Consider the following 23,329-nt stretch of genomic DNA (forward strand, 5'->3'; position numbering starts at 1 on the left):
CAGTGATGAGCCTTCTGAGGTTCAATTTAGGCTTCGGGTGCATGATACAACAGCCAAATTTGTCAAAAATGAGCCGAGACCGTGCCCTTGCGGAAGTTTCCGTCAAGTTCGCCCTACACCGCAGAGAATAACACGCGGTCTAGAACACCGTCCGCTTAGCAGAAATCATCGGGTTTGTGCTTTCATGCGATGCGCTTTTGTCCGCTCGCGCTGCAAAAAGCGTCTCTGCATGGCCAAGGATCGCCCCCGCCGTGAGCCATGTTAGTGGTGTCAGGGTCGCGTTAAGCAACATGTCCATCATGGTAATGCCAAGAATTAAAAGCAGCGGTGCAATCCAAGGGGAAAGCTCCGCATCTCCATTCCGGTAAAGATGCAAACCCATCATGAAGATCGGCAAAGCCAACAGCCCCATTTCGCACAGGTAGCCGACCCATCCAAAGGATCCGAATACGATGATCCAGCGGCCATCGGGGATTGAAATTATATCGCCGGTGGTCGGATTTAAGAAGAGGTTCCGACCCCACTCACCCCACCCAAACCACGGCTTTTCGGCAGCCCGCGACAGCAACTGCTCTTCGTTCATGAAACGATAGCCAAGCGATTGCGCCCGCTCGGCGCTAATCGCCTCGGCTTGGGCCAAGATAGCGTCAAGCGGCACCAATCCCGCGTTGCGCAACATAGGATAGATCACCGCGACAGCCGCAAAGACAACGGCCAGTCGAATTTGCCAGCGCGCCGGGATCAGCAGCACCACCGGCACCAACAGTAATGCATAAGCCATAGAGGCAAAGCTTTTACACAGCAACAGAACCACCGCCAGATAGCCCGCCAACAACAGCATCTTCCAGCGGTCAAGTACCGGGGCTTGCCGCGCCAGCGCGACCGCCGACAGCAACGCAATACACATGAACAACGCCAGCCACAGCGCGTGGGGCAAAAAGACGATGGGACGGAAACCACCATTGCGCATCATTTGCTCAAATGAGTGTTGGAAAAACCCATAAATCCAAATGTTCAATTGCGGTGAGAAACGGATTTCAAACAGGGACGGCACCGAATAGATGACCCCGCCCACCGCAAAGGCCAACAGCAACTCACGCAGCCCCTGTTCATCTGCAAGAAATTGACGCGCCAGCAAAAACGGCACCAACACCAGTATCTGCCCAATCAAGACCGAGCCGATGTCACGGATCGACAGGCCCGGCAGGGCGCCAACGGGGAAGGTCACCGGTTCAAGCCCGCGGATCGTTTGAAACAGGATCGGATCGCCATTCGTCAGCACCGTCGGCACAACCGAAAAGACAAGTCCGATCACCAACAGCCGCGTCACGCGAGAAGCTGGCCAGAGTTGCAGTTTCTCCTGCGTGCCCAACCAGATAATTAACAACACGCTAAGGTTTGGGATCGACACTTTGTCGAGCGCCGGCACCAGCGGTAGGTTGAACTCTGCCGCCGGCGGCAGAAATAAATAGCCGCCAAGGATCGACCAAATAAGCGCCCGCTGCAGGGGCAGGTTGCGAAACAGGCCAAGACAGACGAAGGGCCAGATCAGCAGCATCAGATAAGCGATGGGATTTGGCATGGTGTCCTTGCATGACGGGGCGAAACGTGCGGAATGAAATATACGCTTAAGGGGCGCGTTAAAAATACCATCTGGTCTGCACCCTGTCATCCCGCTAGTTTTGCGGCGAATTTACTTAGCCGCGGGCGTGATCGTGGGATGGCACATGATATCAATCACATAGAAGGCACGCCTCATTCCGTTCACCCTACCCAATATGACCCGCAATTGAGACAAACCCCATGAAGTATGGCACAGGCGACGCTGCGGTGGTGGTTAATGTGGCGACACAGGCCGCATTGTTTCAGGCTCTGCGTGAGCGGTTTCTGAAACGCGAAGGGTTTGCACTCGCAACTCTTAACCTTGACCATCTGACCAAACTGCCGCGCGACCCGGACTTTGCCGCGGCCTACGGTGCGCAGGATTTGATTGTGGCCGATGGCCGCCCCGTCGTCTGGCTTTCACAGCTGGCGAAACGGCCGGTTGAGCTTATGCCCGGCTCCGATCTGATCTTACCTATTTGCGAATTGTCCGCCGAGCTATCGCTGCCTATCGCCTTTTTCGGCAGCGATGTACCCTCTCTCAGGGGGGCGGCCCAAGCCCTTCAGACCCGCGTCCCGGGGCTGGAAATCTGTCATATTGCGGCCCCGCCGATGGGGTTTGACCCCCAAAGTGACGCCGCTGACGCCGCGCTGCGCGACATCGCGCAAAGCGGTGCGCGGCTGTGTTTTCTAGCCCTCGGCGCGCCCAAGCAAGAGATTTTTGCTGCACGCGGGCGCAGCATTGCGCCGGAGATAGGCTTTGCCTCAATTGGGGCGGGCTTGGACTTTCTGGCGGGGCGGCAGCGCCGCGCACCTAGATGGATGCGGGTGCTGGCCTTAGAATGGTTTTGGCGCGCGATGCAAAGCCCCGCGCGCATGGTGCCGCGTTATGCGCGATGCTTTGCCATCCTGCCGGGGCTTGCACTTGAGGCCTGGCGCGCACGCTAGTAGTCAACGGTATTCGATGATCCGCCCGTCGCGCCGCATGTGGTATTTCAACACGCCCAACGCCTCGGGGAATTTACCAAGTAGGGTAAAAAACCCCCAAAGCCCCCCGCCACGGCGCATCAACCGCAACAGTTGTATCGGATAAAGCAACGCCAGAACCAACGCGGCCCAAGGCATTACCAACGCCAGCAACAAAATCATAGCAGGCAAGAGCGCCCCCCAAAGAAGCGCGCGGCGGGTCTCAGCCACCCAATGGCGGTCTGGGCCGCTGCCATGCAAGGCGGCCCCTTCGGCAAAGGCATGACCGGCGCGCAGGCTGCGTCGCCACCACTGACCAAAACGCGCCAACTGCGCATCATGCGATGTCATCTCGGCATCCAGACGCCATATCTGCCAGCCCGCGCGGCGCAGGCGTTGGCAAAGCTCCGGCTCTTCACCAGCGATCATATCGGCCCGGTAGCCGCCCACGGCGCGCAAGGCATCCAGCCGCATCAGAGCGTCACCGCCACAGGCACGGCTCTCGCCCACTGGGGTATCCCATTCGCGGTCGATCAGCGTGTTATAGATTGACGCTTGAGGGTGCTCTTCTCGCCGCCTGCCGCAAACCACTGCGACCTCTGGATGTTCGTACAGATGCGCCTCTGCTACTGCCACCCAGCCGTCTTGCAGAATGCAATCGCCATCCAGAAATTGCACCAGCGCGATCCCCGGGTCCAGCACCTCTACCCCCGCATTGCGCGCGCGCGCGGCGGTGAAGGGCTGCTGCATGTCCAACTCGACAACCCTAACCCCCAACCCCTGCGCCATAGCGACGGACCCGTCGGTTGAGCCGCTGTCGACATAAATTACCTGCGCCACCTGCCCTATCAAGGCCGGCAACGACCGTTCCAACCGCGTGCTTTCGTTTCGACCGATGACAACGGCGCCGATCATCATGCGGCACTTTCATCACGCCAATTGGCGACATGGGCGCTATAGGCGTCGGAAGGGGCCAGAAACCCGGCGCGGTACAAAAGTTCGACCCGGTTCCAGCGTCGCGCATCCAGCGAAAATAGAGAGATATCCGGGTTCTGCCCAATGACTGCCATACGCCGTGCGTCTCCTCCATGCGCGAGATTGCCTGCGCCCAGCGTCTCAGCGTCCCACGCGGCGGCATCATTGGCGAATTTATAGTGTTTGAGCACGGCTGTCATGTCGGCCACGCGCACCCCAGTCGAAAGATGCGGATGCGGGGTAGGCGTGACCTCGGGCGCATTAAAGAACAGCGGGTGTTTCGTCAGACAGCAGTCTTCGCCAAAAACTTTACCACGCACGCCGCCGAAGGCAATTTTGACGCCTTCGTTAGACAGTTCGTTTTCGGTCAGCAGGTCCGAAAAAGAGATGTCCGCGCTGTGATAGTCTAGTTTTTTGACGGCGCTAATATCGTAGTAAAGAAAGGACTGTAGCGCCTGTTTATAAGGAAATCCCGCCGCCGCGGCGAGGCTTGTTTTTGGAAACATCTCAAGCGTCTGAGCGACCAGAGCGGTATAGCTATGCTGCTCAAGATAGGCGGTTAGCCCCCTGATACCGATCTGGGTGCGCCCTTCAAAATCAAAGATTTCGTCCACATCGACATAGAGACACCAGCGGTTTTTCCCGTAAGTCTGTACAGGATGCTGACGGATTAGGTCTTGGTATTCCGCTAGCGGCAGTGTGCATCGGTCGATCACCGTGCCTTTTTGCGCTTTGATGCGGCTAATGGTGTCATCGCGCGAGCCATTGTCGATGAACACGAAATGCCGCACGCCCATGGCACGGTAATGACGAAAGAAGGCATCAAGGTAATAGCTGCAGTCGCGTACTAGGGCGATCAGCACCACGTCACCCGGCGCCACGTCAAGTTTGCTGGGCCCGTGGAGATGCTGCACAGATGCGGCAAAGCGCGCGCGCCGGCGGGCGTCGTGTAGACGTTGGCGCAGGCTGCGGAAAATGTGCAGGGGCGATTTCATGCAGGGGTGATACGACAGGCAAACTGTGCGGTCTACTGCTCGGATGTCAAATCAACCCAACGCGGTACACCCTCAGGCAATTAGCTGCCGCAAGCGTCCTGCTCTCCAGAAGCTGGAGGATCGAAGTTCGCGGGACGACGCAATGCGGGGCTATAAAACGTATGCCGCGCGCGGCCTGCATGTTTTGACGCATAAAGCGCAGCATCCGCATTTGCCAAAACCACCTCACGTGATTGCCTATCGCCACGCTGGATCCACACCGTGCCAATACTGGCAGAGACCTTACAGGCCTCTCCCTTAAATTGAATTGGCTCTTCCAATTGGTCAATAATGCGCTGCCCGATCCGCTTTAACATGCTCTCGTTGCGCACATCAGGCAGGACCACCGTGAACTCATCCCCTCCCAAGCGGACCACCATATCAGAGCTTCGGGTTTCCTGAACCATAATACGGGCGACCGTTTGCAACACATGATCGCCTGCCGCATGGCCAAGGCTGTCATTCACCGCCTTGAAGTAATCAAGGTCGATGTGCATCACGGCAAAGCTCTCTCCAGCCGTGATCAATCTTTCCAATACTGCATTCAGCGCACGACGGTTTTTGAGACCGGTCAAGATGTCGGTAAAGGCCTGCTCCTCCGCGGCGATGCGCGCTTCTTGCAGACGCAGGTTCAAGCGGCGGGAGGCCTCCATAGCGGCTGATTTTGCCTCCATAAGATAGAGCATTTCAATCGCCATGTCGGTCGCGGCAAAATCGGCATTTGTCAGCGCATAGTCTTGTACCCCATCGAAAATAGAGATCCCGAAAGAAAGGTTTACGATCGTGCGGCCATCGCCCAGCGGCACCAGCAATCCCTTCAATTCAGTCCGGGGGGCATCGCGAAGGGCGAGATGCAGTTTCACGCCCGTCGCACGCCGCAGGCCTTCCATTCCATGGATCCCGCGAGGTCGTTTGACGGCCATGGTATCGAAAAACCGCTGCCCAACGAGCGGGGACTGAGGCCGCAGTTTTTGGATTGTCGGCCCCGCGTGGCCAATGACCCCCGTGGCGGACAAGAGCAGATGCATGGGGCAGAGCTTGTCCAAAACTGCTGTATCTTGGATCACCTCACTCATGCCCGCGCCCCAAGCTCGAAACTGCGGCCTTCTGAAAAATCGACCTCAACCAGAATGATCTTTAGCGTTTCGACCCCAGCGGACCGTCCACAGTGCTCTAACAAAACAAGCGCACCATAGTCGTCGGCCATGGCCCGCAAGACCCCCATCATGAGATACCCATAGCCAACAAGCGGTGCTGCGCAGATCAATGAATACTGACCGTCAGGATCTTCGCGCAGTTCAATCCACGGCAGTCTCAGCTCGGACAAGGCGAGGCGCGTCCGGTCTGGCAAATCATCAAGCGACTGTAGAAAATCACCAAAACTCACCCCGCCAAATCGCAGCAAACGCCGCACCGCCCCATAGCCCGGCTGCGCCACGAGGAAGGTTCCGACATCTTCCATCACCTCCGCGCGTGACCGGTCAAGGACAGCGCAAACCGCATCCAGAACCGCCGGAGTGATGTGGTCCGGATAGGTGAGCATCACCTCGAACTCTGTAAAATCCAACCCGGCGCGAGAGGCCACATCGGCCCAAAGCTCCTTACCATAGTTGGCGCAAAAGTAGTTTTGAATGCTGCGGTTTATAAGCCCGTGCATGACTGCCTCATTCCCATTTTTCCCGCTGCTAGAATGCACGTGTAGTGGTTAAGATTGGCCTGATGATTCCAGTTGTTCGGAAATTGACCTTGGCTGTCACATCCCATTCATGCGGAACTGGCACCCCTAGCTGTGCGTTTGAGTGCAGAGGATGGCACGGTGCCTTTCCTCGACGCGTAGCTAGCGAGGAGTATTCCCATGAGCGATGATCCAAAACACCCTAAGGACGACAACAAGACCCCGCCCAAAAATCCCCAAGAGAACCTGCACCGCCCCGAAGCCACTTGGATGAGGCCCCCGCAGGGAGCCCCAATGCCGAGGAACGCTCGCGTCTTTCGGACTGATATCATTCGGTCTGGCCGCCCGTGCCAGGCCGCATACGTTAATTGGCGGCGAAGGTGGGTTTGACGAAATGAGTAATAAGGTCACAGTTCCCCGCCAGCACAGCGCACCGGAATTTATGAGTTGTTTGGGCTGGAGCGCGATCATTGGCTGTGTGGTATTCGCCGTCTCAATCTTGATCGCAGATTTTGTGGTTCCAGACCACGACTGGATTGCAGATACGATCAGTGACCTCGGTGCGGGACGGTATGAGTTTATCGTTGATATTGGCATCTATGCGTTTTCAGCCTCGCTCGTAGCTTGCGCCCTTTTATGCGCGCATGTTCACTTCGGCGGCGGACGTTGGAGCACCGGCACTATCGGCCTTGCCGTGTTGGGGCTTATCGTTTTTCTGGTGGGTGCAAGGAACGAATACGGGGATCGCGACTCCGACGGCGTAGTGATCCATATTTATCTGGTCTACGCGCTTGGCGTGATCATGCTGGCCGTACCGTGGCTGCTTTCTAGCGGTTTCGCTGAGGCTTCTCCCTCTCTCGCAAAAGCGCTCAAAGTCATTTCGATACTTTGGCTGATATCTGCGCCGCCGTTTTTCTTTCTCCCGACCGGGATCGATGGGATTTATGAGCGCTATCTGGGGCTGATTGCGATGGCTATGGTGGTGCTCATCGGGCGCTTCTTTATCCAGCGCGGCAAAGCGCTAAATGAGGGACTAGGCTGATGTTTTTCGACAGTGTTCCGCTTGATATTATTGCGCGTGCGCTATTGCTTTCCGGCCTCGCACTGGTTTGGGTGGTTTTTGTGGTCCGCGTCATCGGTCTGCGCACTTTTTCAAAGATGACCGCCTTTGATTTCGTGGCCACAGTTGCCACCGGCTCGCTTCTTGCAGGGGCCTGTCAGGCGACCACATGGCCGGAATTTGCACAGCCTACCTTGGCAATCTTGGCGCTCCTTGGTGCGCAATTTGTTATCGCCCGATTACGGCAAGCCTCTGATCGATTTGAAGACGTCGTGCAGAATGAGCCTGTAATTCTGATGCGTGACGGGCAGATTTTTGATGAGGCGCTGCGCCAGACCCGCGTCGCCCGCGCTGATTTGATCGCCAAGCTGCGTGAGGCCAACGTGATGAAATTTTCCGACGTGCGCGCCGTGGTGCTTGAAACAACGGGGGATATTTCGGTCCTCCATGGGGAAGACCTGGATGAGCGGATACTTGAGGGCGCATCTGCGACCACAGGTTGAGTACGCACAGCTATTTCAGGGCAGATACTTTAGCAGATGGCCGATATCTGGCAGCACCATATCGGCATGGGCTGCAAGGTCCTGCTGGCCTGCGGGCCCGGTCAACACAGCAATACGTAGCATGCCAGCCGCGCGACCGGCTTCTAAGTCGTGAATGCTGTCACCGATCATAGCAATTGATGCGGCGGGCAGGTTCACATGGGACGCAAATGCAAGCAGTTGCCCCGGCGCAGGCTTGCCCCCATGCCCGGTATCGAACCCAGCAATAAAGTCGAACATATCAACCACCCCTGCCGCAGAAAGATGCGCCCGCGCGGGATGTTCGGCGTCATTTGTCGCCACGCCAAGCCTGAGACCTTTGTCGCGAAGCTGCTGCAAAAATGGTTTAAGAGGCACGGCTTCGCACTGCGGGGCAAGGCTTGCCTCGGTGTTGATCATCTCAAGCAAAGCTGCGGGCGATTGATCCGGAAAATGCGGCGCCAAGGCATCGACCACTTGCTGAGGTGTGCCAGCGATCGCGATGCTATACGGCGCAAAGCGGCGTGCGGCGAAATCAAACCCGATATCTGTGCCGACCCGTGCGGCAAAGCTGCGATTGCCCCCGCAGGCACGCAGCAAAAAGGCTTCGGCCCAAGGCACCCATGTCGCGGCGAAATCAAAAAGCGTCCCGTCTTTATCGAACAGTAAACCTTTAATGTTTTTTAAGTCCAATGCACCTGCTCCCCGCCGGGCAATGCAGCGCGGGCCTGCATTATCCGTTCATAGGGGATAGCTAAATGGTCGCAAAAGCCGATGACCCACGCATCATCCATCATCAAGAAATCCAGCACAGCGCCAAGAAATACAGGGTCGCTGGCCTGTCGTTTCAGGTCTGCTTCCGACGCGCCGGTGCTGCCTAGAAACACGGGCAACAGATCGTCATTCGCCGCCAGCCAAGCAAGCGCTTGTAGCGCCAAGGTCTCGGCGGAATCTTGAGTATAGGACATAGGAACCGTCTTCTGCAGCAGGTTGGAAACCCTTTGTTAACCATTAGGGCGCAAACACTAGAGCATCAAACTGATTTGTACGGTGAAGGAGCTGTCGTGCAAGGGACCATCCTTATTGCAGATGCGATTGCGACCAATCGTATCGCCCTCAAGGTCAAGCTTTGTGCGGCGTTTTATCAGGTCGTTCAGGCCGTAGATATGGAAGAGGCCTTGGCTACTGCGCGGGAAAACCCGCCTGACCTTGTGATATGCGCGCTGACCCTGCCCGGCGGCGGGGCTGCCGATCTGTGTGAGGCGCTGAAAGCGTCTGCCGATACTGCGCAGCTTCCGGTGCTGGCCATCGGAAACGGGGATCAAACAACAGATCGACTTGCCGCATTAGAGGCGGGCGCCAGCGATGTGTTGTTAAGGCCGCTTGATACGACATTGCTACTTGGCCGCGCGCGCAGCCTTATCCGCGCCCGCAATGCGGCGGGCGAATGGGAAATGCGGGATGATACCACCCGGGCGCTTGGTCTGGCTGAACCATCCACCGAGTTTACAGCCCAAAGTCACTGCGTTTTGATCCATTCCGACAGCGCGACGAGCGTCAATTGGGCCAGACAACTGCGCCCCCTATTGCGTGCGGGGCTTACCCTCGCCAATCCGGAGGAGGCCATTCGATCTGCCTCTAAAAACGGGCCACCCGATGCCTATGTGCTGGTCCTGTCAGAGATACCTAATACTGCCAACGCGGCGCTGCGGCTGATTTCGGTTCTGCGCGCCAATGCGCAGACCCGCCACGCCGGGCTGTTGGTCGTGCAATTGACCCCCGACGCAGCACAGGCGGCGACCGCACTTGATCTGGGCGCCGACGATTTGATGACCGACGGCTTTAACACTGCCGAAATGGTTCTGCGCCTACATGCTATCCTACGCCGCAAACGCAAGACCGACCAACTGCGCAACACGGTGCGTACAGGGCTGAAAGCTGCGGTATTCGATCCGCTGACGGGGCTGCACAACCGCCGCTATGCTCTGCCCCATCTAGACCAGATCGCAGAACACGCCCTTGAAACGGCCCGCCCCTTTGCGGTGATGGTCGCCGATTTAGATCACTTCAAAGGAATTAACGATCGCTACGGCCATGCAGCTGGGGATTCGGTATTGGTGCAAACTGCAGAGCGGCTGCGCAACAATCTGCGCGGTATGGACCTAGTCGCAAGGATTGGCGGTGAGGAGTTTCTCATCGTGATGCCCGGCACCAACCTCTCTAACGCTGAATCCACTGCCGCCGATATTTGTACTGACATCGGCAATCGGGGGTTCGTTGTCCCCGGCACACCTGCGCCTGTGCATGTCACCATCAGCATCGGCCTCTCCATCGGGCCGATGGTGCAAGACGGCAGCCCGCTTTCAGCAGAAGCCCTGATGGCGCAGGCAGATCGGGCGCTTTATTCTGCAAAATCGCACGGCAGGAACCAAGTAAATTTAAGCCGCCCTGCTGCCTAGCCCTCCACGAAATAACGCCAGTTTCGCAGATCCGCGCCTCAGCCGTCAGCCCTATGCCGTCAGTCGTCAGTCGTCAGTCGTCAGTCGTCAGTCGTCAGCGCGATTTCCCCCTACGCCTTTCAACCAATGATTGCGCATTTCACTAATCTTCCTTAGCGTAACCCAATGCAGCAGGATCGGCCTCTTATCGGAATAACCCTGATGATGGGTTTTTGCATCATAGCCCCTGTCGGTGATGCAGTAGCCAAGCTGCTTGGCGCATCGGTCCCGCTTGGGCAGGTCGTGCTTATCCGCTTTGCCGTTCAGGCGTTGATCCTCATCCCAATCGTTTGGGCATCGGGCCGGGCGTGGCGCATGAGTGGGCGGGTGTTCTGGCTAACCCTTTTGCGGACCATCCTGCATATGGCGGGGATCGCCGCGATGTTCACAGCTTTAAAGTATTTGCCTCTGGCCGATGCCGTTGCCATCGCGTTCGTCATGCCGTTTTTCATGCTGCTGCTTGGCAAGTTTATCTTGAATGAAGAGGTCGGCCCAAGGCGGCTCGGGGCGAGCATTGTTGGATTTCTCGGCACGCTTTTGATTGTTCAGCCCAGTTTCGCAAATGTCGGCTGGCCTGCGCTGCTGCCGATCGTGGTGGCGGTGGTCTTTTCATTCTTCATGTTGGTCACCCGTCAAATCGCGAAACAGACCGACCCGATCAGCCTTCAAGCCGTCAGCGGTGTTATGGCGGTGGTGATGATCTTACCTTTGCTTGCTCTCGGCTCTGCAATGCCGATCGCCCCGCTCCAAATCATCCAGCCCGATGCGTTGGACTGGTCCCTCCTGCTCGGCATCGGGCTTCTTGGCACCATCGCCCACTTGCTGATGACATGGTCGCTTCGCTTTGCCCCATCGACGACCCTCGCCCCGATGCAATATCTTGAGATTCCTTTTGCCACACTGCTTGGGTTAATCATATTCTCCGACCTGCCGAACCTATTGGCAGGATTGGGCATTTTGATCACCGTCAGCGCGGGGCTTTACATTATTATGCGCGAGCGGGCCACGGCGCATGCTCTGGCCGCAGCAGTTGTGCCACCAGCGGCGCCACAAGGGAGCGCGGCAAAATCAACAGCATTTCCGGTCCGGCCATCTCCAGCGCGACAGGCCCCGTAGCTCGGTTCGAGGTTCCAATCCGCCCGCCGGGGGCGAAGTTTAACCCGTCAATCGGCCATTCCAAACCGACGCTGCGCCCCTGCACCGGGCCGAGTGGCATGAGGGAGACCACATCCCCCGCCGCCGTGGGTAGCGTGATCCGAGGCGGTGCGAGCAGAACAATCTCCTGCGCGCCCAGTAAGATGCAGGACCGATGCGGATAGGCCGCAAGCGTGTTGAACGCCGCAAGCTGGTGATCCACGCGCGCGCCGGTAAAGCCGACCCCTAAGATCAAAGGCGTGTCGATCCGGGTTAGCGCCTTTTCGAAATCTGTGCTCTCTTGCTCGTCGATCCGGTGACGGCGCTCTGCTGGTATCTGCGCCAGCACCTCTGCCGGTGTGGAATCAAAATCCCCAATAACAGCCGCCAGTGGCACACCCGCCGCCACGGCCAGCGCGGCACCGCTGTCAGCCGCGACACATGTCGGCGCCAGTGCCAGCGCCGCCTTAAGATCACCCTCAAAGGCCTCCCCACCGCCAAGCAGCGTGACTGGACCCTTGTCGCGAACTATGTAGTCTGAAGTGGTCAATTCACGCCCCTTTTGGAAATCTGCCTTAATCTTGCCTTGAAATCATACGCTGAATGGCACAGATTCGAGCCGCTTTGGTCTTGGACATCGTGGTAAACGATACCTGCAACACCGCAGAGGACGAGCATCCGATGATGAACAGCAACAAAATCTTAACGGTCTCCTATGGCACTTTTTCGTGCACCCTGGAAGGCTTCGACGATTCATTTGGCACCATGAAAGCCATTGCCGAATATTTCCGCGACCTAGCCTCGGATGACCGCTACTTCGGTGCCGAACCTCCACAGCCGGATGCGGAAATGCTCACCCGGATCGCACAGCGTGAAGTATCCCGTCGGGTTCAGGCGCGTGAGCAGGAAGGCAAGATCGTGCTGAGCGCGCTGGAAGATCACAGCCCGGATGCCCCGGCCCAGGCTCCCGTGGCTCAGGCTCCCGTGGCTCAGGCCGCACCAGCCGAGACTCCGGCGGCAGCACTCCGCACGGCAGAGCAAGCCCCCGTTGCGGAGGAGGCACCAGCCCCGCTCAAGGCTGAGATTGCCGATACCGCCGCTGTTGCAACGCCAGAAACACCTGAGGCCCCCGAAGCCGTGATCGCAGACACTGCCGTGATGGCCGAGCCTGCGCCTGCGGCGGTTCCCATGGCCCATGCACCGAGCGTGGACATTGAGGAAGACGACACAAGTGACGCGGAAGCATTTTTTGCCGCGAGCCCGCAGCCGCAGTCTCACTACGAAGACGAAGCGCAGACAGCTGCCGCCGAAGAGGTTCCTGCTCCGAACACCGCGCCTGCCGACAGCATCGCCGCCAAACTTCAGCGCATCCGCGCCGTTGTCGCCCAGCAGGACGAGGACGATGCACCGGGCTATGACGAGGAAGAGGCGCCTGCCGCACCGAAAACAGCACCTGTCGCTGCTGAGCCGCGCAGAGAAGCCCAAGAGAGCGAAGCTGCCATCGCCGCCGCCCGCCGTGACATCGAAGACGCGCTGCAGGCTGATGAGGCCACGCATAAGGCCGACGCGGATGTAGAAGACGAAGAAGATGATCTTTCCGACATCCTTAACCGCCTTGACGCCACTGAAGCTGATGAAGGCGAGACTGCAGAAACTGCAGAGAGCCTGTTTGACGAAAACGCAGAGGCTGCATCGGGAGTCGAAGCCGCCGATCTGCCCCGCAAGGGTCGGGTGATCAAAGTCAAACGCACTGATCTCGACGCCGCTGTGGCACGGGGCGATTTGGAAGAAGTCTCTGACGAGACCCCGAAAAAAGCACCTGCAGCAGAAGCGAAGCCCAGCTCGACCCTTTCGGTAGAGGATGAAGATGAGTTGGCCCGTGAGCTGGCTGCTTTGGAAGCCGAACTTGGCGGTGCGGCCCCCAAGCAAGAGGAAAATGCGCCTAAGCCCGCAGTCGAAATGACCGAGGAAGAGGCAGCACCTGCTGAGGCCGAAGACGAAGATTTCGCGCCCGCAGCAGAGGCTGAAACGACCGAAGAAGCAGAAGAAGATGTGGCCCCAGTGGCAGAGGCCGAAGACGCAGCTGAGCTGGCCGAGGAAGAAGTCGCACCTGCTCAAGCCGCGCGCCACAGCCTGCCCACCCTCGATGACGAGACCGGCCCAGACATGTCGCGGCTGATGGCAGAAACCGACAGCAAGATGGATGAGCCGGAAAGCACGACGCGCCGCGATGCCTTTGCCCATCTGCGCGCTGCTGTCGCTGCCAAGAAGGCTGATGAAGCCATGGGTGGCCGTGCCACGACAGCGACGTCGGACGACGCTTACCGCGAAGATCTGGCTGATGTGGTCCGCCCGCGCCGCCCGATCAGCCGTCCCACGCGGACCGAGCGCCCGAACAACGACGCCCGCCCTGCCCCGCTAAAGCTGGTGGCCGAGCAGCGCATCGACGTTGACAAACTGCGCAATGCTGGCCCCGTACGTCCGCGTCGCGTGGCCGCGGTGGTTGAGCCCGTCAAGACCAACCCCGATGCCGAAAGCTTTGCCGATTTCGCGGCGGACATGGGGGCCACCAAACTGCCCGAATTGCTCGAAGCGGCGGCGTCTTACATGTCTTTTGTGGAGGGTCGTGATCAATTCTCCCGCCCACAGCTGATGGGCAAGGTACGCTCGGTCGGCCTGCCGGACTTCACCCGCGAAGATGGGCTGCGCTCCTTTGGGCAGTTGCTGCGCGCCGGCAAGATCGAAAAGATCAAAGGCGGGCGGTTCACCGTGTCAGATGAGATTGGCTATCGTCCCGACCACCGCGCCGTGGGTTAAGCCCCGGCCACAGTGCTGATACGAAAAAGCGCCCCGCGGGGCGCTTTTTTTATTGCGTGTTACTGGTCGTCGTCCGCGTCCGGGTCCGCCTGTCCAATGCCCTTAAAGACAAATTTGAACGGCAGTGCCCAGACGATGCCAAGGGCGACATAGATGCCAAGCTCAAGCAGCACCGGAGGGCGGTCGAATTGGGCCACCGTCCAGACCGCCACCGCGATATAGCTCGGCAGCCCGATCAGCAGGATCACCAGCGCCCAACGGCGACGTGCTTTATAGCTCAGCGCCATCAGATCAGTCCGCGAAAGGGTCGGTCACCAGAATGGTGTCCTCCCGCTCCGGCGAGGTTGAGACCAGTGCTACGGGGCATTGAATCAATTCTTCAATTCGGCGCACGTATTTGATCGCATTGGCGGGCAATTCCGCCCAGCTGCGCGCGCCTTCGGTCGATTCGGACCAGCCCGGCAGTTCTTCATAGATTGGCACGCAGCGCGCCTGCTGCTCGGCGGCGGTCGGCAGATAGTCGAGCCGTTCGCCATCAAGGTCGTAGCCCACGCAAACCTTCAGCGTCTCAAAACCGTCGAGCACGTCAAGCTTGGTCAGGCAGATACCGGTGATGCCAGAAGTCGCGCAGGTCTGGCGCAGCAGGGCCGCGTCGAACCAGCCACAGCGGCGCTTGCGCCCGGTGGTGGTGCCGAATTCATGGCCCCGCTCACCCAAACGTTGGCCGTCTGCGTCTTCCAACTCTGTCGGGAACGGGCCTTCGCCCACGCGGGTGGTATAGGCTTTAACGATGCCCAGCACATAATCGATGGCCGTGGGGCCAAGGCCCACGCCGGTCGCTGCCTGCCCTGCAATCACGTTCGACGACGTAACGAAGGGATAGGTGCCGAAATCAATATCGAGCAATGCCCCCTGCGCCCCTTCGAACAGGATGCGTTTGCCCGCTTTGCGCTTTTCGGCCAAAACTTTCCAAACGGGCGCGGCGAAAGGCAGAATTTTCGGAGCGATTTCCTTAAGTTGCGCAATCAGCGCATCGCGATCAATCGCCTCAACACCCAGACCTTTGCGCAGCGGATCGTGGTGCTGCAACGCGCGGTCAACGCGGGCTTCCAGCGTCGCAGGGTCGGCCAGATCGGCAACGCGAATGGCGCGGCGGCCAACCTTGTCTTCGTAACACGGCCCGATGCCGCGGCCAGTGGTGCCGATCTTGGTGCCCTTGCTCGCCGCTTCTTCGCGGGCGCGGTCCAACTCACCGTGGAACGGCAGGATCAGCGGCGTGTTTTCCGCGATCATCAGGTTCTCGGGGTTAATCACAACACCCTGACCTTCGATTGTCTCAATCTCTTTAAGCAGGTGCCACGGGTCCAGCACCACGCCATTGCCGATGACCGACAGCTTGCCGCCGCGCACCACGCCCGAAGGCAGCGCGTGCAGCTTATAAACCTTGCCGTCGATGACCAGAGTGTGGCCCGCGTTATGCCCGCCTTGAAAGCGTGCGATCACATCGGCGCGTTCGCTGAGCCAGTCAACGATCTTGCCTTTTCCCTCGTCACCCCATTGGGCGCCGACAACGACGACATTGGCCATGATATATTCCTTTGCGATGTCCCGCGCCCGTATAGCGACAGTGGCTGGTGTGTGAAACTCGAAAAACGCGCTTAGCGCCACCGAGTAGATTTAGACGCTTTGCGGATCGTTCAAATGCACCGGCGCGCCGTGCGGCGTGCTGAGATAGGCGGCCTCCCACCCGTCGCGCAGGGCACGCAGATCACCGGGGCGGGCGTGGCCCGCGTCGGTCAGCAGGGTTTCGAGGGTTTCCAGCCATGCGGTGAAGTAATCCTCACCCCCGTTCAACTCTCGCGCCAGCCCGTGTCGGGAGAGTGTCGCGCCAAAGCGGTCGGCCCAAAAGGGCCAGTCGAAAAGGCCGCTCTCGTTCAAATGCACCGTCAACGCAAAAAGTTGCGCGTGCCAAGGCGCTTCAAAGGCCGGTTCCGGGGCGCTCATGGAATTTCCAGATAGCTTTGCCATAGATCGAGCACAACCTCATCACGGGGATGTTCGGGATGCGCCCAGAGCTCGCTGGCTGGGAAGGCCACAGCATAAAGCGGCTCGGGCGCCTCGCCCAGATCGTGGGCGTTGCTGTCGGGCAAGACATGTGTGCCATGCAGCCGCAGCACCCGCCCCCGCGCACCAGCGGCATATGCGGGCAACCGAGTGTGGCCGCCGGCGACGATGGTATTTCCTGGCTGTTTGCGGGTAACGACAGCGTCACCGGGCGCGAAGATCGCAGCGATGTCAGAGGTGCGATCCGCCGGACCACCACGGGCCAGCACCCCGGCGACTTGAGGTGCTTTCAACGCCTTTTCCGCCAGCGGGCTTGGCGTGGGGTCTGCCGTTCCTGCAAGCTCCTCACGACTGACCACCCCACGGGCGACCAGCATATCAGCCACTCCGGCAATCCACTTCTCGTAATAGCTGAACCGCGCGTAGTCGGCGGGGTCGAGACATTCGCGGGTATGGCGCGAGACGTCGATGTTCCATTTGCCTAACGCGCCGGTGGCCAAGGTCAGCGCCAAGGCGCGCGGGTGCCAATCGGCGTGAAAGACCACGTCTTCCGCCTCCGGTGTGACTGCGCCATCGCCGAAACGTCCGCCCATATCATGCACGCGGTTCATGGGGCTTTGGCCAATCCGGTGCCAATCATACTATCGCGCGTGACGAGATCGGCCAGCGCGGCGACGTCTAACCCCTCACTGCCTGCTGGGCGCTGCGGGACGACCAGATAGCGTACTTCGGCGGTTGAGTCCCAGACGCGCACGGCGGTCTCAGCGGAAAGTTCGACACCGAACTCCGCCAGTACCTTGCGCGGCTCACGCACCACGCGGGCGCGGTAGGCATCGGATTTGTACCAGCCCGGCGGGATGCCGAGCAGTGGCCATGGATAGCAACTGCACAGGGTGCAAACGACGATGTTGTGCACCGCGTCGGTGTTTTCGACCGCAACCATATGTTCACCTTGCCGCCCAAAGAAGCCCATCTCGGACACCACGGCGGTCGCGTCTTCCAATAAAGCCGCGCGAAAATCAGGATCGCTCCAGGCGCGGGCGACAACTTCGGCGCCGTTGCGCGGACCGATGCGGTTCTCATAGGTGTCGATGATTTCATCCAGCGCTGCGGGGTCAATCAGCCCCTTGCGCGTCAGCAGTGTTTCCAGCGCCTTGACCCTAAGCGCAGGCTCAGGCGGCAGCAGGGCATGGGGGTGGTCGTGGTCTGAATGATCATGGGGCATGGTCGCAGATTGCCCGAGGCGCGGTCGGCTGTCCATTGCCGAAACCGCGCAATCCCTTCATTTTCCTGAAAACAATACAGGCGAATTTGGCGCTGTTTTATGTTATGATATCTTTACGAGGCGAGTCTGCACCACCTTAATTCCAGGATAGCCCTCTTACATATTGTGGTTGAGTACCGCTTCAAAAGACCGTCGCCCCAAAGCGGCGGTCTTTGTCTGTGGGTCTCCCCGTTGCCTCCTGTCCAATCCGATCGCCGCCGCGCGGCAATCCACCCTTGCCCCCATGGTCAAAGACGAATAGATACCCGCCAACCAAAACCGAAAGCAGTCTCACCCATGGAAAATGTCGTTCTGATCATTCACCTGATTCTGGCCCTTGGCCTAATCGCCGTGGTGCTGCTGCAACGGTCTGAGGGCGGCGGCCTCGGCATGGGGGGCGGCGGCGGCGCTGTTTCTGGCCGCTCGGCTGCTACCGCTTTGGGCAAGATCACTTGGTTTCTCGCCGCTGGTTTCATTGTGACTTCGATCACCCTGACCATTATCGCGGCTGAAAAATCTGCAGGTTCGTCGGTCATTGACCGGCTGAGCGCGACACCGCCCGCCCAGAACGGCAGCCCGGCGCTGCCTGCAGGCGACGATCTGCTGCCGCCGTCTGCGGATGGCAACACACCGCTGGTCCCTGCGGCCGATTAACCTAACGAACACAAAACCTTGAGGCACGGCCCGAGTTTGCAACATCATGTTGCGGCGGGCCTTGCTTTGAACGTCCGAATCCTATAAGGCTTAAATCCCGTGGGCTGCGGTTTTCCGCAGCGCGTTTGGTTGGTTTTTGCCTGCTACAAACTTTGAATTCACGGGGGTCTCTGATCACATGGCACGCTATATTTTCATCACCGGCGGTGTGGTCTCGTCTCTGGGCAAGGGGCTGGCCTCGGCGGCCTTGGGCGCTTTGCTTCAGGCACGTGGCTTTTCGGTACGTCTGCGCAAGTTGGACCCTTATCTGAACGTCGATCCCGGCACGATGTCGCCTTTTGAGCATGGCGAAGTTTTCGTCACCGACGATGGCGCGGAAACCGATCTTGATCTGGGCCACTACGAACGCTTCACCGGCGTTGCCGCGCGCAAGACCGACAGCATCAGCTCGGGTCGCGTCTACTCCACCGTTTTGGAGAAAGAGCGGCGGGGCGATTATCTGGGCAAAACCATTCAGGTCATCCCGCATGTGACGAATGAGATCAAAGAATTCCTCGACATCGGCGGCGATGAAGTTGACTTCATGCTTTGCGAAATCGGCGGCACCGTGGGCGACATTGAAGGCCTGCCCTTCTTCGAAGCGATCCGCCAGTTCAGTCAAGACAAGCCGCGCGGACAGTGTATTTTTATGCACCTGACCTTGCTGCCTTTCGTTAAAGCGAGCGGCGAGTTGAAGACCAAGCCGACACAGCACTCGGTCAAAGAATTGCGCTCCATCGGCATCGCACCGGATATTCTGGTGTGCCGCTCCGAGGGGCCGATCCCGGCGAAAGAGCGCGAGAAGTTGGCGTTGTTCTGCAACGTGCGCCCTGACTCGGTGATTGCCGCGCAGGATTTGAAGTCGATCTACGAAGCGCCGCTCGCCTATCACCGCGAAGGGTTGGATCAAGCGGTGCTGGACGCCTTTGAGATTACCCCCGCGCCCAAGCCGAACCTGACGCGGTGGGAAGATGTGGCGGATCGCATCTACAACCCCGAGGGCGAGGTCAAAGTCGCCATCGTAGGCAAATACACCCAGCTTGAGGATGCCTATAAATCCATCGCCGAAGCGCTGACCCATGGCGGGATGGCGAACCGGGTGAAGGTCAAGGTCGAGTGGGTCGACGCCGAGATTTTCGACAGCGAAGACGCCGGGCCGCACCTTGAAGGCTTCCACGCGATCCTCGTGCCCGGGGGTTTTGGTGAGCGCGGCACCGAGGGCAAGATCAAAGCCGCGCAATATGCGCGCGAACACAAGGTGCCCTATCTGGGGATTTGCCTTGGCATGCAGATGGCGGTGATCGAGGCCGCACGGAATGTGGCTGGGCTGAAGACGGCTGGCTCCGAAGAGTTCGACCATGAGGCGGGCAAGAAACGGTTCGAGCCGGTTGTGTACCACCTCAAGGAATGGGTGCAGGGCAACCACAAGGTCGCGCGTAAGGTTGACGACGATAAGGGCGGCACCATGCGTTTGGGCGCTTATGACGCAACGCTGGTCGAGGGCTCGCGCGTGGCTGAGGCCTATGGCACCACCACGATTGATGAGCGTCACCGTCACCGCTATGAGGTTGATATCGCTTATAAGGACCAGTTGGAGAAGGTTGGGCTTAAGTTCTCGGGCATGTCGCCAGATGGTAAGTTGCCGGAGATCGTTGAATGGTCGGATCACCCGTGGTTTATCGGGGTGCAGTTCCACCCCGAGCTGAAATCGAAGCCCTTTGAGCCGCATCCCTTGTTCAAGGATTTTGTGCGGGCGGCAAAGGAAGTGTCGCGGTTGGTATAAGATTTTAAGGCCCGAGCGTTAAACGCCGGGCCTTTTTCCTATCTGGCACCCACCATCAGGCTCGGAATCAAGCCGCAGGCGCCGGGCCATCGCCTGCCCGCCCGTCACGCCAAAGGCGTGCCTGTATTGATTGCGCACCTACGGTGCGACGGGTAGGCGCTGGCCCTCATCGTCCCACTCTTTCGCATTGCACCCGCCAACCACTCCGCTACACCTGAGTCATGCTCAGCTATCAACATATCTACCACGCCGGAAACCTTGCAGACGTGCAAAAACACGCGCTCTTGGCGTGGACGCTGTCTTACCTCACCCGCAAAGACAAACCGCTCACCTATCTCGAAACCCACGCCGGAAGAGCGCTCTATGACCTTTCTGACGCGGCGGCGGAAAAGACCGGCGAGGCGCGCCAAGGCATCGAGAAAGTGGCGAAATGGTTCGCTCCAGATCATCCCTATGCGCAAGTGCTGCAAGCCCTGCGCCAGACCCACGGCCCCCGCGCCTACCCCGGCTCGCCCCTGCTGGCCGCGAAGCTGCTGCGCCCGGATGACCGCATTCACCTTGCCGAACTGCACCCACAGGAACACAGTGCGCTCGATCTGGCGATGTCGCCCTACGCGGTGAAATGTCACCTGAGCGACGGGTTCGAAATGGCATTTGCCCTGACCCCACCGACCCCGCGCCGGGGGATGCTGCTGATTGATCCCAGCTACGAGATCAAGACCGACTACGACACGATCCCGCGCCAGATCGCCAAGCTGCACCGCGCGTGGAACGTCGGCATCATCGCCCTGTGGTATCCCATTCTGACCAACCGCGCGCATCTGCCGATGCTTGACGCGCTTACCGCCAACCACCCCGATGCACTGCGCCACGAAGTGCGCTTCCCGCCTGCGCGGCCCGGTCACGGCATGGTCGGTTCGGGCATGTTCGTGATCAATCCCCCCTATGGGCTGGAAGTTGAGGCAAAGAACCTCACCGCCCTCTTTGCCACCTTGACCCAACAGGAGAAATAACAAATGCCAAAAGGCTATTGGATCGCCACAATGGATATCCACGATGTTGAAATATATGACAAATACCGCGCGGCCAACGCCAAACCTTTCGCCGACTTTGGCGCAAGGTTTCTGGTTCGCGGCGGCACCCAGCAGGTTCGCGAAGGGCAGATGCGCGCCCGCACGGTGGTCTTGGAATTCGACAGCTACGCCGATGCGGTCGCCTGCTACGAAAGCCCCGGCTACCAACGTGCGAAAGACATCCGCTTGAATGTCGCGGATGGGTCTTTGGTGATCGTTGAGGGCTATGACAGCTAGCCCTTGGCAGGAACAACCGCGCGTCTCGCGCAGTTCCCCCCTTGGCAATCCTGTTTCTTGCAAAAAGTGAGCCCCATGCTGAACCGACTGTTCCCCCGCCGCAAGGCACAGCCGAAACCACTGCCGCAACCCAATGCGCAATTGGCATTGGGCGCGCTTTTGGTGCGTGTGGCCTTTGCAGATCGCAATTACCGCGCGTCTGAGATTGGCCAGATTGACCGTATCCTCGCGCAGACCTTTGGCCTGAAACCTATTGAGGCCGCCAAGCTGCGTGCCACCTGCGAAGCGTTGGAGCGTGACGCGCCCGGCACGCCCGAGTTTACGCGCATAATGCGTGAAGAGGTCGACTATGCCGACCGCAAAGCATTGGGCGAAGCGATGTGGCAAGTGGCCCTGTCCGACGGCGCGCGCAATGATGACGAGGAAATCCAGCTTGTCGCCATTGAAACCGCGCTTGGCCTGTCGGACGATGACATGGCCGCCGCCCGCGCCAATGCGCTGAATACGCTCTGATCCTCCCTTCTTATCCCGCGCGAAGGCCGATTGGCCTTTGCCAGCAGCAGGACTATATCGCAAAATATGTTTGGTGATTTCCTCAAGCGGCTGACCCAGCCCGAGCCCGATCCGATGGCCGACAACGATGCCCGCCTTGCGCTGACCGCGCTTTTGGTGCGCATTGCCCGGTCTGACAATGACTATGCCATGAGCGAGCGGCGCTTGATCGACCGCATCGCGGCAGAGCGTTATGGCCTGAATGAGGCCGATGCCGCCGCCCTGCGTACCGAGGCCGAAGAGCTTGAGGCCCAAGCACCCGACACTGTACGTTTCACCCGCGCCATCAAAGATGCTGTTCCCTATGAGCGCCGTCTAGAGGTGATCGAGGCACTTTGGCAGGTGGTTCTGGCCGATGGCAGCCGCTCTGATGAAGAGGATGCGCTGCTGCGCTTGGTGTCGAACCTGCTGGGTGTGACCGACACCGATAGCGCCATGGCACGCCAACGCGTCGCCAAGGAAAGCTGACCTAGCGTCAGGACCATCACTGCGGTGCAACGCGGGCCAAACTCTGCGTTGCAATCCGTGTCGATTCGTCGCTTTATAGCGCACTGAAATGACAGATTGGCGACAGTTTCCGTGACGACAGATACCCCGGTTATCCAGATCAAGAACCTTCACAAGGCCTATGGCGCGCTGGAGGTTCTTAAAGGGGTCGACCTGACCGCTCCCCGTGGCCATGTTATTTCGCTGATCGGGTCTTCAGGCTCTGGCAAATCGACCTTGCTGCGGTGCTGTAACCTGTTGGAAGACAGCCAACAGGGCGAGGTCATCTTTAAGGGTGAGCCAGTGCGCTGGAAAGGCGATGGTCACCACCGCTGCCCGGCCGACGCCAAGCAAGTGCTGCGCATCCGCACCAACCTGTCGATGGTGTTCCAGCAGTTCAACCTCTGGGCGCATATGTCGATCCTGCAAAACGTGATGGAAGCGCCGCTGACCGTGCTGGGCCGCGACCGTAAGGAAGTGGAACGCGCCGCGCGCGGCTACCTCGAAAAGGTGGGGATTGGCGACAAATGCGATGTGTACCCCGCGCAGCTTTCCGGCGGCCAGCAACAGCGCGCCGCCATTGCCCGCGCCCTTTGCATGGAGCCAGAGGCGCTGTTGTTCGACGAACCAACCAGTGCGCTTGACCCTGAGTTGGAGCAAGAAGTCGTTAAAGTTATCAAAGACCTAGCTTCAGAGGGGCGCACGATGGTAATCGTGACCCATGACATGAAACTGGCGGCTGACGTCAGTGATCATGTTGTGTTCCTGCACAAAGGTCTGATCGAAGAACAAGGGACGCCGGAAGAGCTTTTCGGCGCGCCTAAATCGGAACGTCTGCGTGGGTTCCTATCGGCAACCCAGCCTGCGTAAATAAAAAACCAAAGGGAGCAACCTA

Annotated in this window: 25 protein-coding genes and 1 pseudogene; 13 read left to right on the top strand and 13 right to left on the bottom strand. The window is 59.1% G+C overall.

Features of this window, described 5'->3' with window-relative positions; translation table 11 throughout:
• Positions 1-139 precede the first annotated feature (139 nt).
• Positions 140-1,582 (bottom strand): hypothetical protein, encoded by a 1,443-nt coding sequence (locus tag WNY61_RS05625; protein WP_342850471.1) that lies wholly within the window; start codon positions 1,580-1,582, stop codon positions 140-142.
• 221 nt (positions 1,583-1,803) lie between these two features.
• On the opposite strand from WNY61_RS05625, the gene WNY61_RS05630 reads away from it, so the two are divergent.
• Positions 1,804-2,550, top strand: coding sequence for a WecB/TagA/CpsF family glycosyltransferase (locus tag WNY61_RS05630; RefSeq protein ID WP_342850472.1), 747 nt, complete (start codon positions 1,804-1,806; stop codon positions 2,548-2,550).
• Positions 2,551-2,553: 3 nt separating this feature from the next.
• On the opposite strand, the gene WNY61_RS05635 is transcribed toward WNY61_RS05630, so the two are convergent.
• The 4 genes from WNY61_RS05635 to WNY61_RS05650 form a co-directional block, all read right to left on the bottom strand.
• Positions 2,554-3,486 carry a glycosyltransferase family A protein gene (locus WNY61_RS05635; protein ID WP_342850474.1) on the bottom strand — a complete coding sequence of 311 codons (933 nt, stop codon included), beginning with the start codon at positions 3,484-3,486 and terminating at the stop codon, positions 2,554-2,556.
• On the bottom strand, positions 3,483-4,538 hold the full coding sequence (locus WNY61_RS05640; RefSeq protein WP_342850475.1) for a glycosyltransferase family 2 protein: 1,056 nt from the start codon (positions 4,536-4,538) through the stop codon (positions 3,483-3,485). Before WNY61_RS05640 ends, WNY61_RS05635 begins: the two co-directional genes overlap by 4 nt.
• Positions 4,539-4,618: 80 nt before the next feature.
• Positions 4,619-5,653, bottom strand: a complete 1,035-nt coding sequence (locus tag WNY61_RS05645) for a GGDEF domain-containing protein (protein ID WP_342850476.1) — start codon at positions 5,651-5,653, stop codon at positions 4,619-4,621.
• Positions 5,650-6,234, bottom strand: coding sequence for a heme NO-binding domain-containing protein (locus WNY61_RS05650; RefSeq protein ID WP_342850477.1), 585 nt, complete (start codon positions 6,232-6,234; stop codon positions 5,650-5,652). The genes WNY61_RS05645 and WNY61_RS05650 overlap by 4 nt, the downstream gene beginning before the upstream one ends.
• 412 nt (positions 6,235-6,646) lie before the next feature.
• On the opposite strand from WNY61_RS05650, the gene WNY61_RS05655 reads away from it, so the two are divergent.
• Both WNY61_RS05655 and WNY61_RS05660 read left to right on the top strand, forming a co-directional pair.
• A complete protein-coding gene (locus WNY61_RS05655) occupies positions 6,647-7,294 on the top strand; it encodes a DUF998 domain-containing protein (RefSeq protein ID WP_342850478.1) in 648 nt (215 codons plus the stop codon).
• The gene (locus WNY61_RS05660; RefSeq protein ID WP_342850479.1) at positions 7,294-7,815 is read left to right on the top strand and encodes a YetF domain-containing protein; all 522 of its coding nucleotides are present in this window, start codon (positions 7,294-7,296) and stop codon (positions 7,813-7,815) included. Before WNY61_RS05655 ends, WNY61_RS05660 begins: the two co-directional genes overlap by 1 nt.
• 15 nt (positions 7,816-7,830) lie before the next feature.
• Here WNY61_RS05660 and WNY61_RS05665 read toward each other — a convergent pair whose 3' ends face one another.
• Positions 7,831-8,526 carry an HAD family hydrolase gene (locus tag WNY61_RS05665; RefSeq protein ID WP_342850480.1) on the bottom strand — a complete coding sequence of 232 codons (696 nt, stop codon included), beginning with the start codon at positions 8,524-8,526 and terminating at the stop codon, positions 7,831-7,833.
• On the bottom strand, positions 8,517-8,801 hold the full coding sequence (locus WNY61_RS05670) for a DUF3572 domain-containing protein (protein WP_342850481.1): 285 nt from the start codon (positions 8,799-8,801) through the stop codon (positions 8,517-8,519). The genes WNY61_RS05665 and WNY61_RS05670 overlap by 10 nt, the downstream gene beginning before the upstream one ends.
• Before the next feature lie 96 nt (positions 8,802-8,897).
• On the opposite strand from WNY61_RS05670, the gene WNY61_RS05675 reads away from it, so the two are divergent.
• Together WNY61_RS05675 and WNY61_RS05680 are read left to right on the top strand one after the other, a co-directional pair.
• Positions 8,898-10,292 carry a diguanylate cyclase gene (locus tag WNY61_RS05675; RefSeq protein WP_342850482.1) on the top strand — a complete coding sequence of 465 codons (1,395 nt, stop codon included), beginning with the start codon at positions 8,898-8,900 and terminating at the stop codon, positions 10,290-10,292.
• Between the two features lie 165 nt (positions 10,293-10,457).
• Positions 10,458-11,447: a DMT family transporter gene (locus WNY61_RS05680; RefSeq protein WP_342850483.1), complete on the top strand. Its 990-nt coding sequence runs from the start codon at positions 10,458-10,460 to the stop codon at positions 11,445-11,447.
• Between the two features lie 37 nt (positions 11,448-11,484).
• Here WNY61_RS05680 and WNY61_RS05685 read toward each other — a convergent pair.
• Positions 11,485-12,015, bottom strand: a pseudogene (locus WNY61_RS05685) (thiamine pyrophosphokinase); the annotation flags it as partial.
• 53 nt (positions 12,016-12,068) lie between these two features.
• On the opposite strand from WNY61_RS05685, the gene WNY61_RS05690 reads away from it, so the two are divergent.
• Positions 12,069-14,282 (top strand): hypothetical protein, encoded by a 2,214-nt coding sequence (locus tag WNY61_RS05690; RefSeq protein ID WP_342850484.1) that lies wholly within the window; start codon positions 12,069-12,071, stop codon positions 14,280-14,282.
• A gap of 59 nt (positions 14,283-14,341) precedes the next feature.
• Here the strand turns inward: WNY61_RS05690 and WNY61_RS05695 are convergent, their stop codons facing one another.
• From WNY61_RS05695 to nthA, 5 genes are all read right to left on the bottom strand, one after another.
• Positions 14,342-14,569, bottom strand: a complete 228-nt coding sequence (locus WNY61_RS05695; protein ID WP_067626583.1) for a DUF2842 domain-containing protein — start codon at positions 14,567-14,569, stop codon at positions 14,342-14,344.
• Between the two features lie 4 nt (positions 14,570-14,573).
• Positions 14,574-15,869, bottom strand: a complete 1,296-nt coding sequence (locus WNY61_RS05700; RefSeq protein ID WP_342850485.1) for an adenylosuccinate synthase — start codon at positions 15,867-15,869, stop codon at positions 14,574-14,576.
• A 90-nt stretch (positions 15,870-15,959) separates the two neighbouring features.
• Positions 15,960-16,286: a nitrile hydratase accessory protein gene (locus tag WNY61_RS05705; protein WP_342850487.1), complete on the bottom strand. Its 327-nt coding sequence runs from the start codon at positions 16,284-16,286 to the stop codon at positions 15,960-15,962.
• Complete coding sequence (nthB, locus tag WNY61_RS05710; RefSeq protein ID WP_342850488.1) at positions 16,283-16,957, bottom strand: nitrile hydratase subunit beta; 675 nt, start codon at positions 16,955-16,957, stop codon at positions 16,283-16,285. The genes WNY61_RS05705 and nthB overlap by 4 nt, the downstream gene beginning before the upstream one ends.
• A complete protein-coding gene (gene nthA, locus WNY61_RS05715; protein ID WP_342850490.1) occupies positions 16,954-17,571 on the bottom strand; it encodes a nitrile hydratase subunit alpha in 618 nt (205 codons plus the stop codon). The genes nthB and nthA overlap by 4 nt, the downstream gene beginning before the upstream one ends.
• Positions 17,572-17,907: 336 nt before the next feature.
• On the opposite strand from nthA, the gene secG reads away from it, so the two are divergent.
• The 7 genes from secG (at position 17,908) to WNY61_RS05750 (ending at position 23,304) form a co-directional block, all read left to right on the top strand.
• Entirely contained in the window at positions 17,908-18,264 is a 357-nt protein-coding gene (gene secG / locus WNY61_RS05720; protein WP_342850491.1) for a preprotein translocase subunit SecG, read from the top strand.
• A gap of 178 nt (positions 18,265-18,442) precedes the next feature.
• Positions 18,443-20,086, top strand: a complete 1,644-nt coding sequence (locus WNY61_RS05725) for a CTP synthase (RefSeq protein ID WP_342850492.1) — start codon at positions 18,443-18,445, stop codon at positions 20,084-20,086.
• Positions 20,087-20,307: 221 nt separating this feature from the next.
• On the top strand, positions 20,308-21,099 hold the full coding sequence (rlmJ, locus tag WNY61_RS05730) for a 23S rRNA (adenine(2030)-N(6))-methyltransferase RlmJ (protein ID WP_342850493.1): 792 nt from the start codon (positions 20,308-20,310) through the stop codon (positions 21,097-21,099).
• A gap of 3 nt (positions 21,100-21,102) precedes the next feature.
• Positions 21,103-21,396 carry a DUF1330 domain-containing protein gene (locus WNY61_RS05735; RefSeq protein WP_007119318.1) on the top strand — a complete coding sequence of 98 codons (294 nt, stop codon included), beginning with the start codon at positions 21,103-21,105 and terminating at the stop codon, positions 21,394-21,396.
• A gap of 75 nt (positions 21,397-21,471) precedes the next feature.
• Positions 21,472-21,909, top strand: a complete 438-nt coding sequence (locus tag WNY61_RS05740) for a TerB family tellurite resistance protein (protein ID WP_342850495.1) — start codon at positions 21,472-21,474, stop codon at positions 21,907-21,909.
• A gap of 66 nt (positions 21,910-21,975) precedes the next feature.
• The gene (locus tag WNY61_RS05745) at positions 21,976-22,416 is read left to right on the top strand and encodes a TerB family tellurite resistance protein (protein WP_342850496.1); all 441 of its coding nucleotides are present in this window, start codon (positions 21,976-21,978) and stop codon (positions 22,414-22,416) included.
• A gap of 111 nt (positions 22,417-22,527) precedes the next feature.
• Entirely contained in the window at positions 22,528-23,304 is a 777-nt protein-coding gene (locus WNY61_RS05750) for an ATP-binding cassette domain-containing protein (protein ID WP_342850497.1), read from the top strand.
• The last annotated feature ends 25 nt before the right edge of the window (positions 23,305-23,329 follow it).

This window comes from Sulfitobacter sp. AS92 (assembly GCF_038900015.1).
Classification (GTDB): Bacteria; Pseudomonadota; Alphaproteobacteria; order Rhodobacterales; family Rhodobacteraceae; genus Sulfitobacter.

Excerpts from the sequence above, each read along its gene's own strand:
- WNY61_RS05660 (WP_342850479.1), top strand. The coding sequence starts at position 7,294 with ATGTTTTTCGACAGTGTTCCGCTTGATATTATTGCGCGTGCGCTATTG.
- WNY61_RS05735 (WP_007119318.1), top strand. The coding sequence starts at position 21,103 with ATGCCAAAAGGCTATTGGATCGCCACAATGGATATCCACGATGTTGAA.
- secG (WP_342850491.1), top strand. The coding sequence starts at position 17,908 with ATGGAAAATGTCGTTCTGATCATTCACCTGATTCTGGCCCTTGGCCTA.
- WNY61_RS05655 (WP_342850478.1), top strand. The coding sequence starts at position 6,647 with ATGAGTAATAAGGTCACAGTTCCCCGCCAGCACAGCGCACCGGAATTT.
- WNY61_RS05645 (WP_342850476.1), bottom strand. The coding sequence starts at position 5,653 with ATGAGTGAGGTGATCCAAGATACAGCAGTTTTGGACAAGCTCTGCCCC.
- WNY61_RS05725 (WP_342850492.1), top strand. The coding sequence starts at position 18,443 with ATGGCACGCTATATTTTCATCACCGGCGGTGTGGTCTCGTCTCTGGGC.
- WNY61_RS05700 (WP_342850485.1), bottom strand. The coding sequence starts at position 15,869 with ATGGCCAATGTCGTCGTTGTCGGCGCCCAATGGGGTGACGAGGGAAAA.
- WNY61_RS05670 (WP_342850481.1), bottom strand. The coding sequence starts at position 8,801 with ATGTCCTATACTCAAGATTCCGCCGAGACCTTGGCGCTACAAGCGCTT.
- nthB (WP_342850488.1), bottom strand. The coding sequence starts at position 16,957 with ATGAACCGCGTGCATGATATGGGCGGACGTTTCGGCGATGGCGCAGTC.
- WNY61_RS05680 (WP_342850483.1), top strand. The coding sequence starts at position 10,458 with ATGCAGCAGGATCGGCCTCTTATCGGAATAACCCTGATGATGGGTTTT.
- WNY61_RS05630 (WP_342850472.1), top strand. The coding sequence starts at position 1,804 with ATGAAGTATGGCACAGGCGACGCTGCGGTGGTGGTTAATGTGGCGACA.
- WNY61_RS05740 (WP_342850495.1), top strand. The coding sequence starts at position 21,472 with ATGCTGAACCGACTGTTCCCCCGCCGCAAGGCACAGCCGAAACCACTG.
- rlmJ (WP_342850493.1), top strand. The coding sequence starts at position 20,308 with ATGCTCAGCTATCAACATATCTACCACGCCGGAAACCTTGCAGACGTG.
- WNY61_RS05745 (WP_342850496.1), top strand. The coding sequence starts at position 21,976 with ATGTTTGGTGATTTCCTCAAGCGGCTGACCCAGCCCGAGCCCGATCCG.
- WNY61_RS05650 (WP_342850477.1), bottom strand. The coding sequence starts at position 6,234 with ATGCACGGGCTTATAAACCGCAGCATTCAAAACTACTTTTGCGCCAAC.
- WNY61_RS05695 (WP_067626583.1), bottom strand. The coding sequence starts at position 14,569 with ATGGCGCTGAGCTATAAAGCACGTCGCCGTTGGGCGCTGGTGATCCTG.
- WNY61_RS05640 (WP_342850475.1), bottom strand. The coding sequence starts at position 4,538 with ATGAAATCGCCCCTGCACATTTTCCGCAGCCTGCGCCAACGTCTACAC.
- WNY61_RS05690 (WP_342850484.1), top strand. The coding sequence starts at position 12,069 with ATGGCACAGATTCGAGCCGCTTTGGTCTTGGACATCGTGGTAAACGAT.
- WNY61_RS05705 (WP_342850487.1), bottom strand. The coding sequence starts at position 16,286 with ATGAGCGCCCCGGAACCGGCCTTTGAAGCGCCTTGGCACGCGCAACTT.
- WNY61_RS05635 (WP_342850474.1), bottom strand. The coding sequence starts at position 3,486 with ATGATGATCGGCGCCGTTGTCATCGGTCGAAACGAAAGCACGCGGTTG.
- WNY61_RS05625 (WP_342850471.1), bottom strand. The coding sequence starts at position 1,582 with ATGCCAAATCCCATCGCTTATCTGATGCTGCTGATCTGGCCCTTCGTC.
- nthA (WP_342850490.1), bottom strand. The coding sequence starts at position 17,571 with ATGCCCCATGATCATTCAGACCACGACCACCCCCATGCCCTGCTGCCG.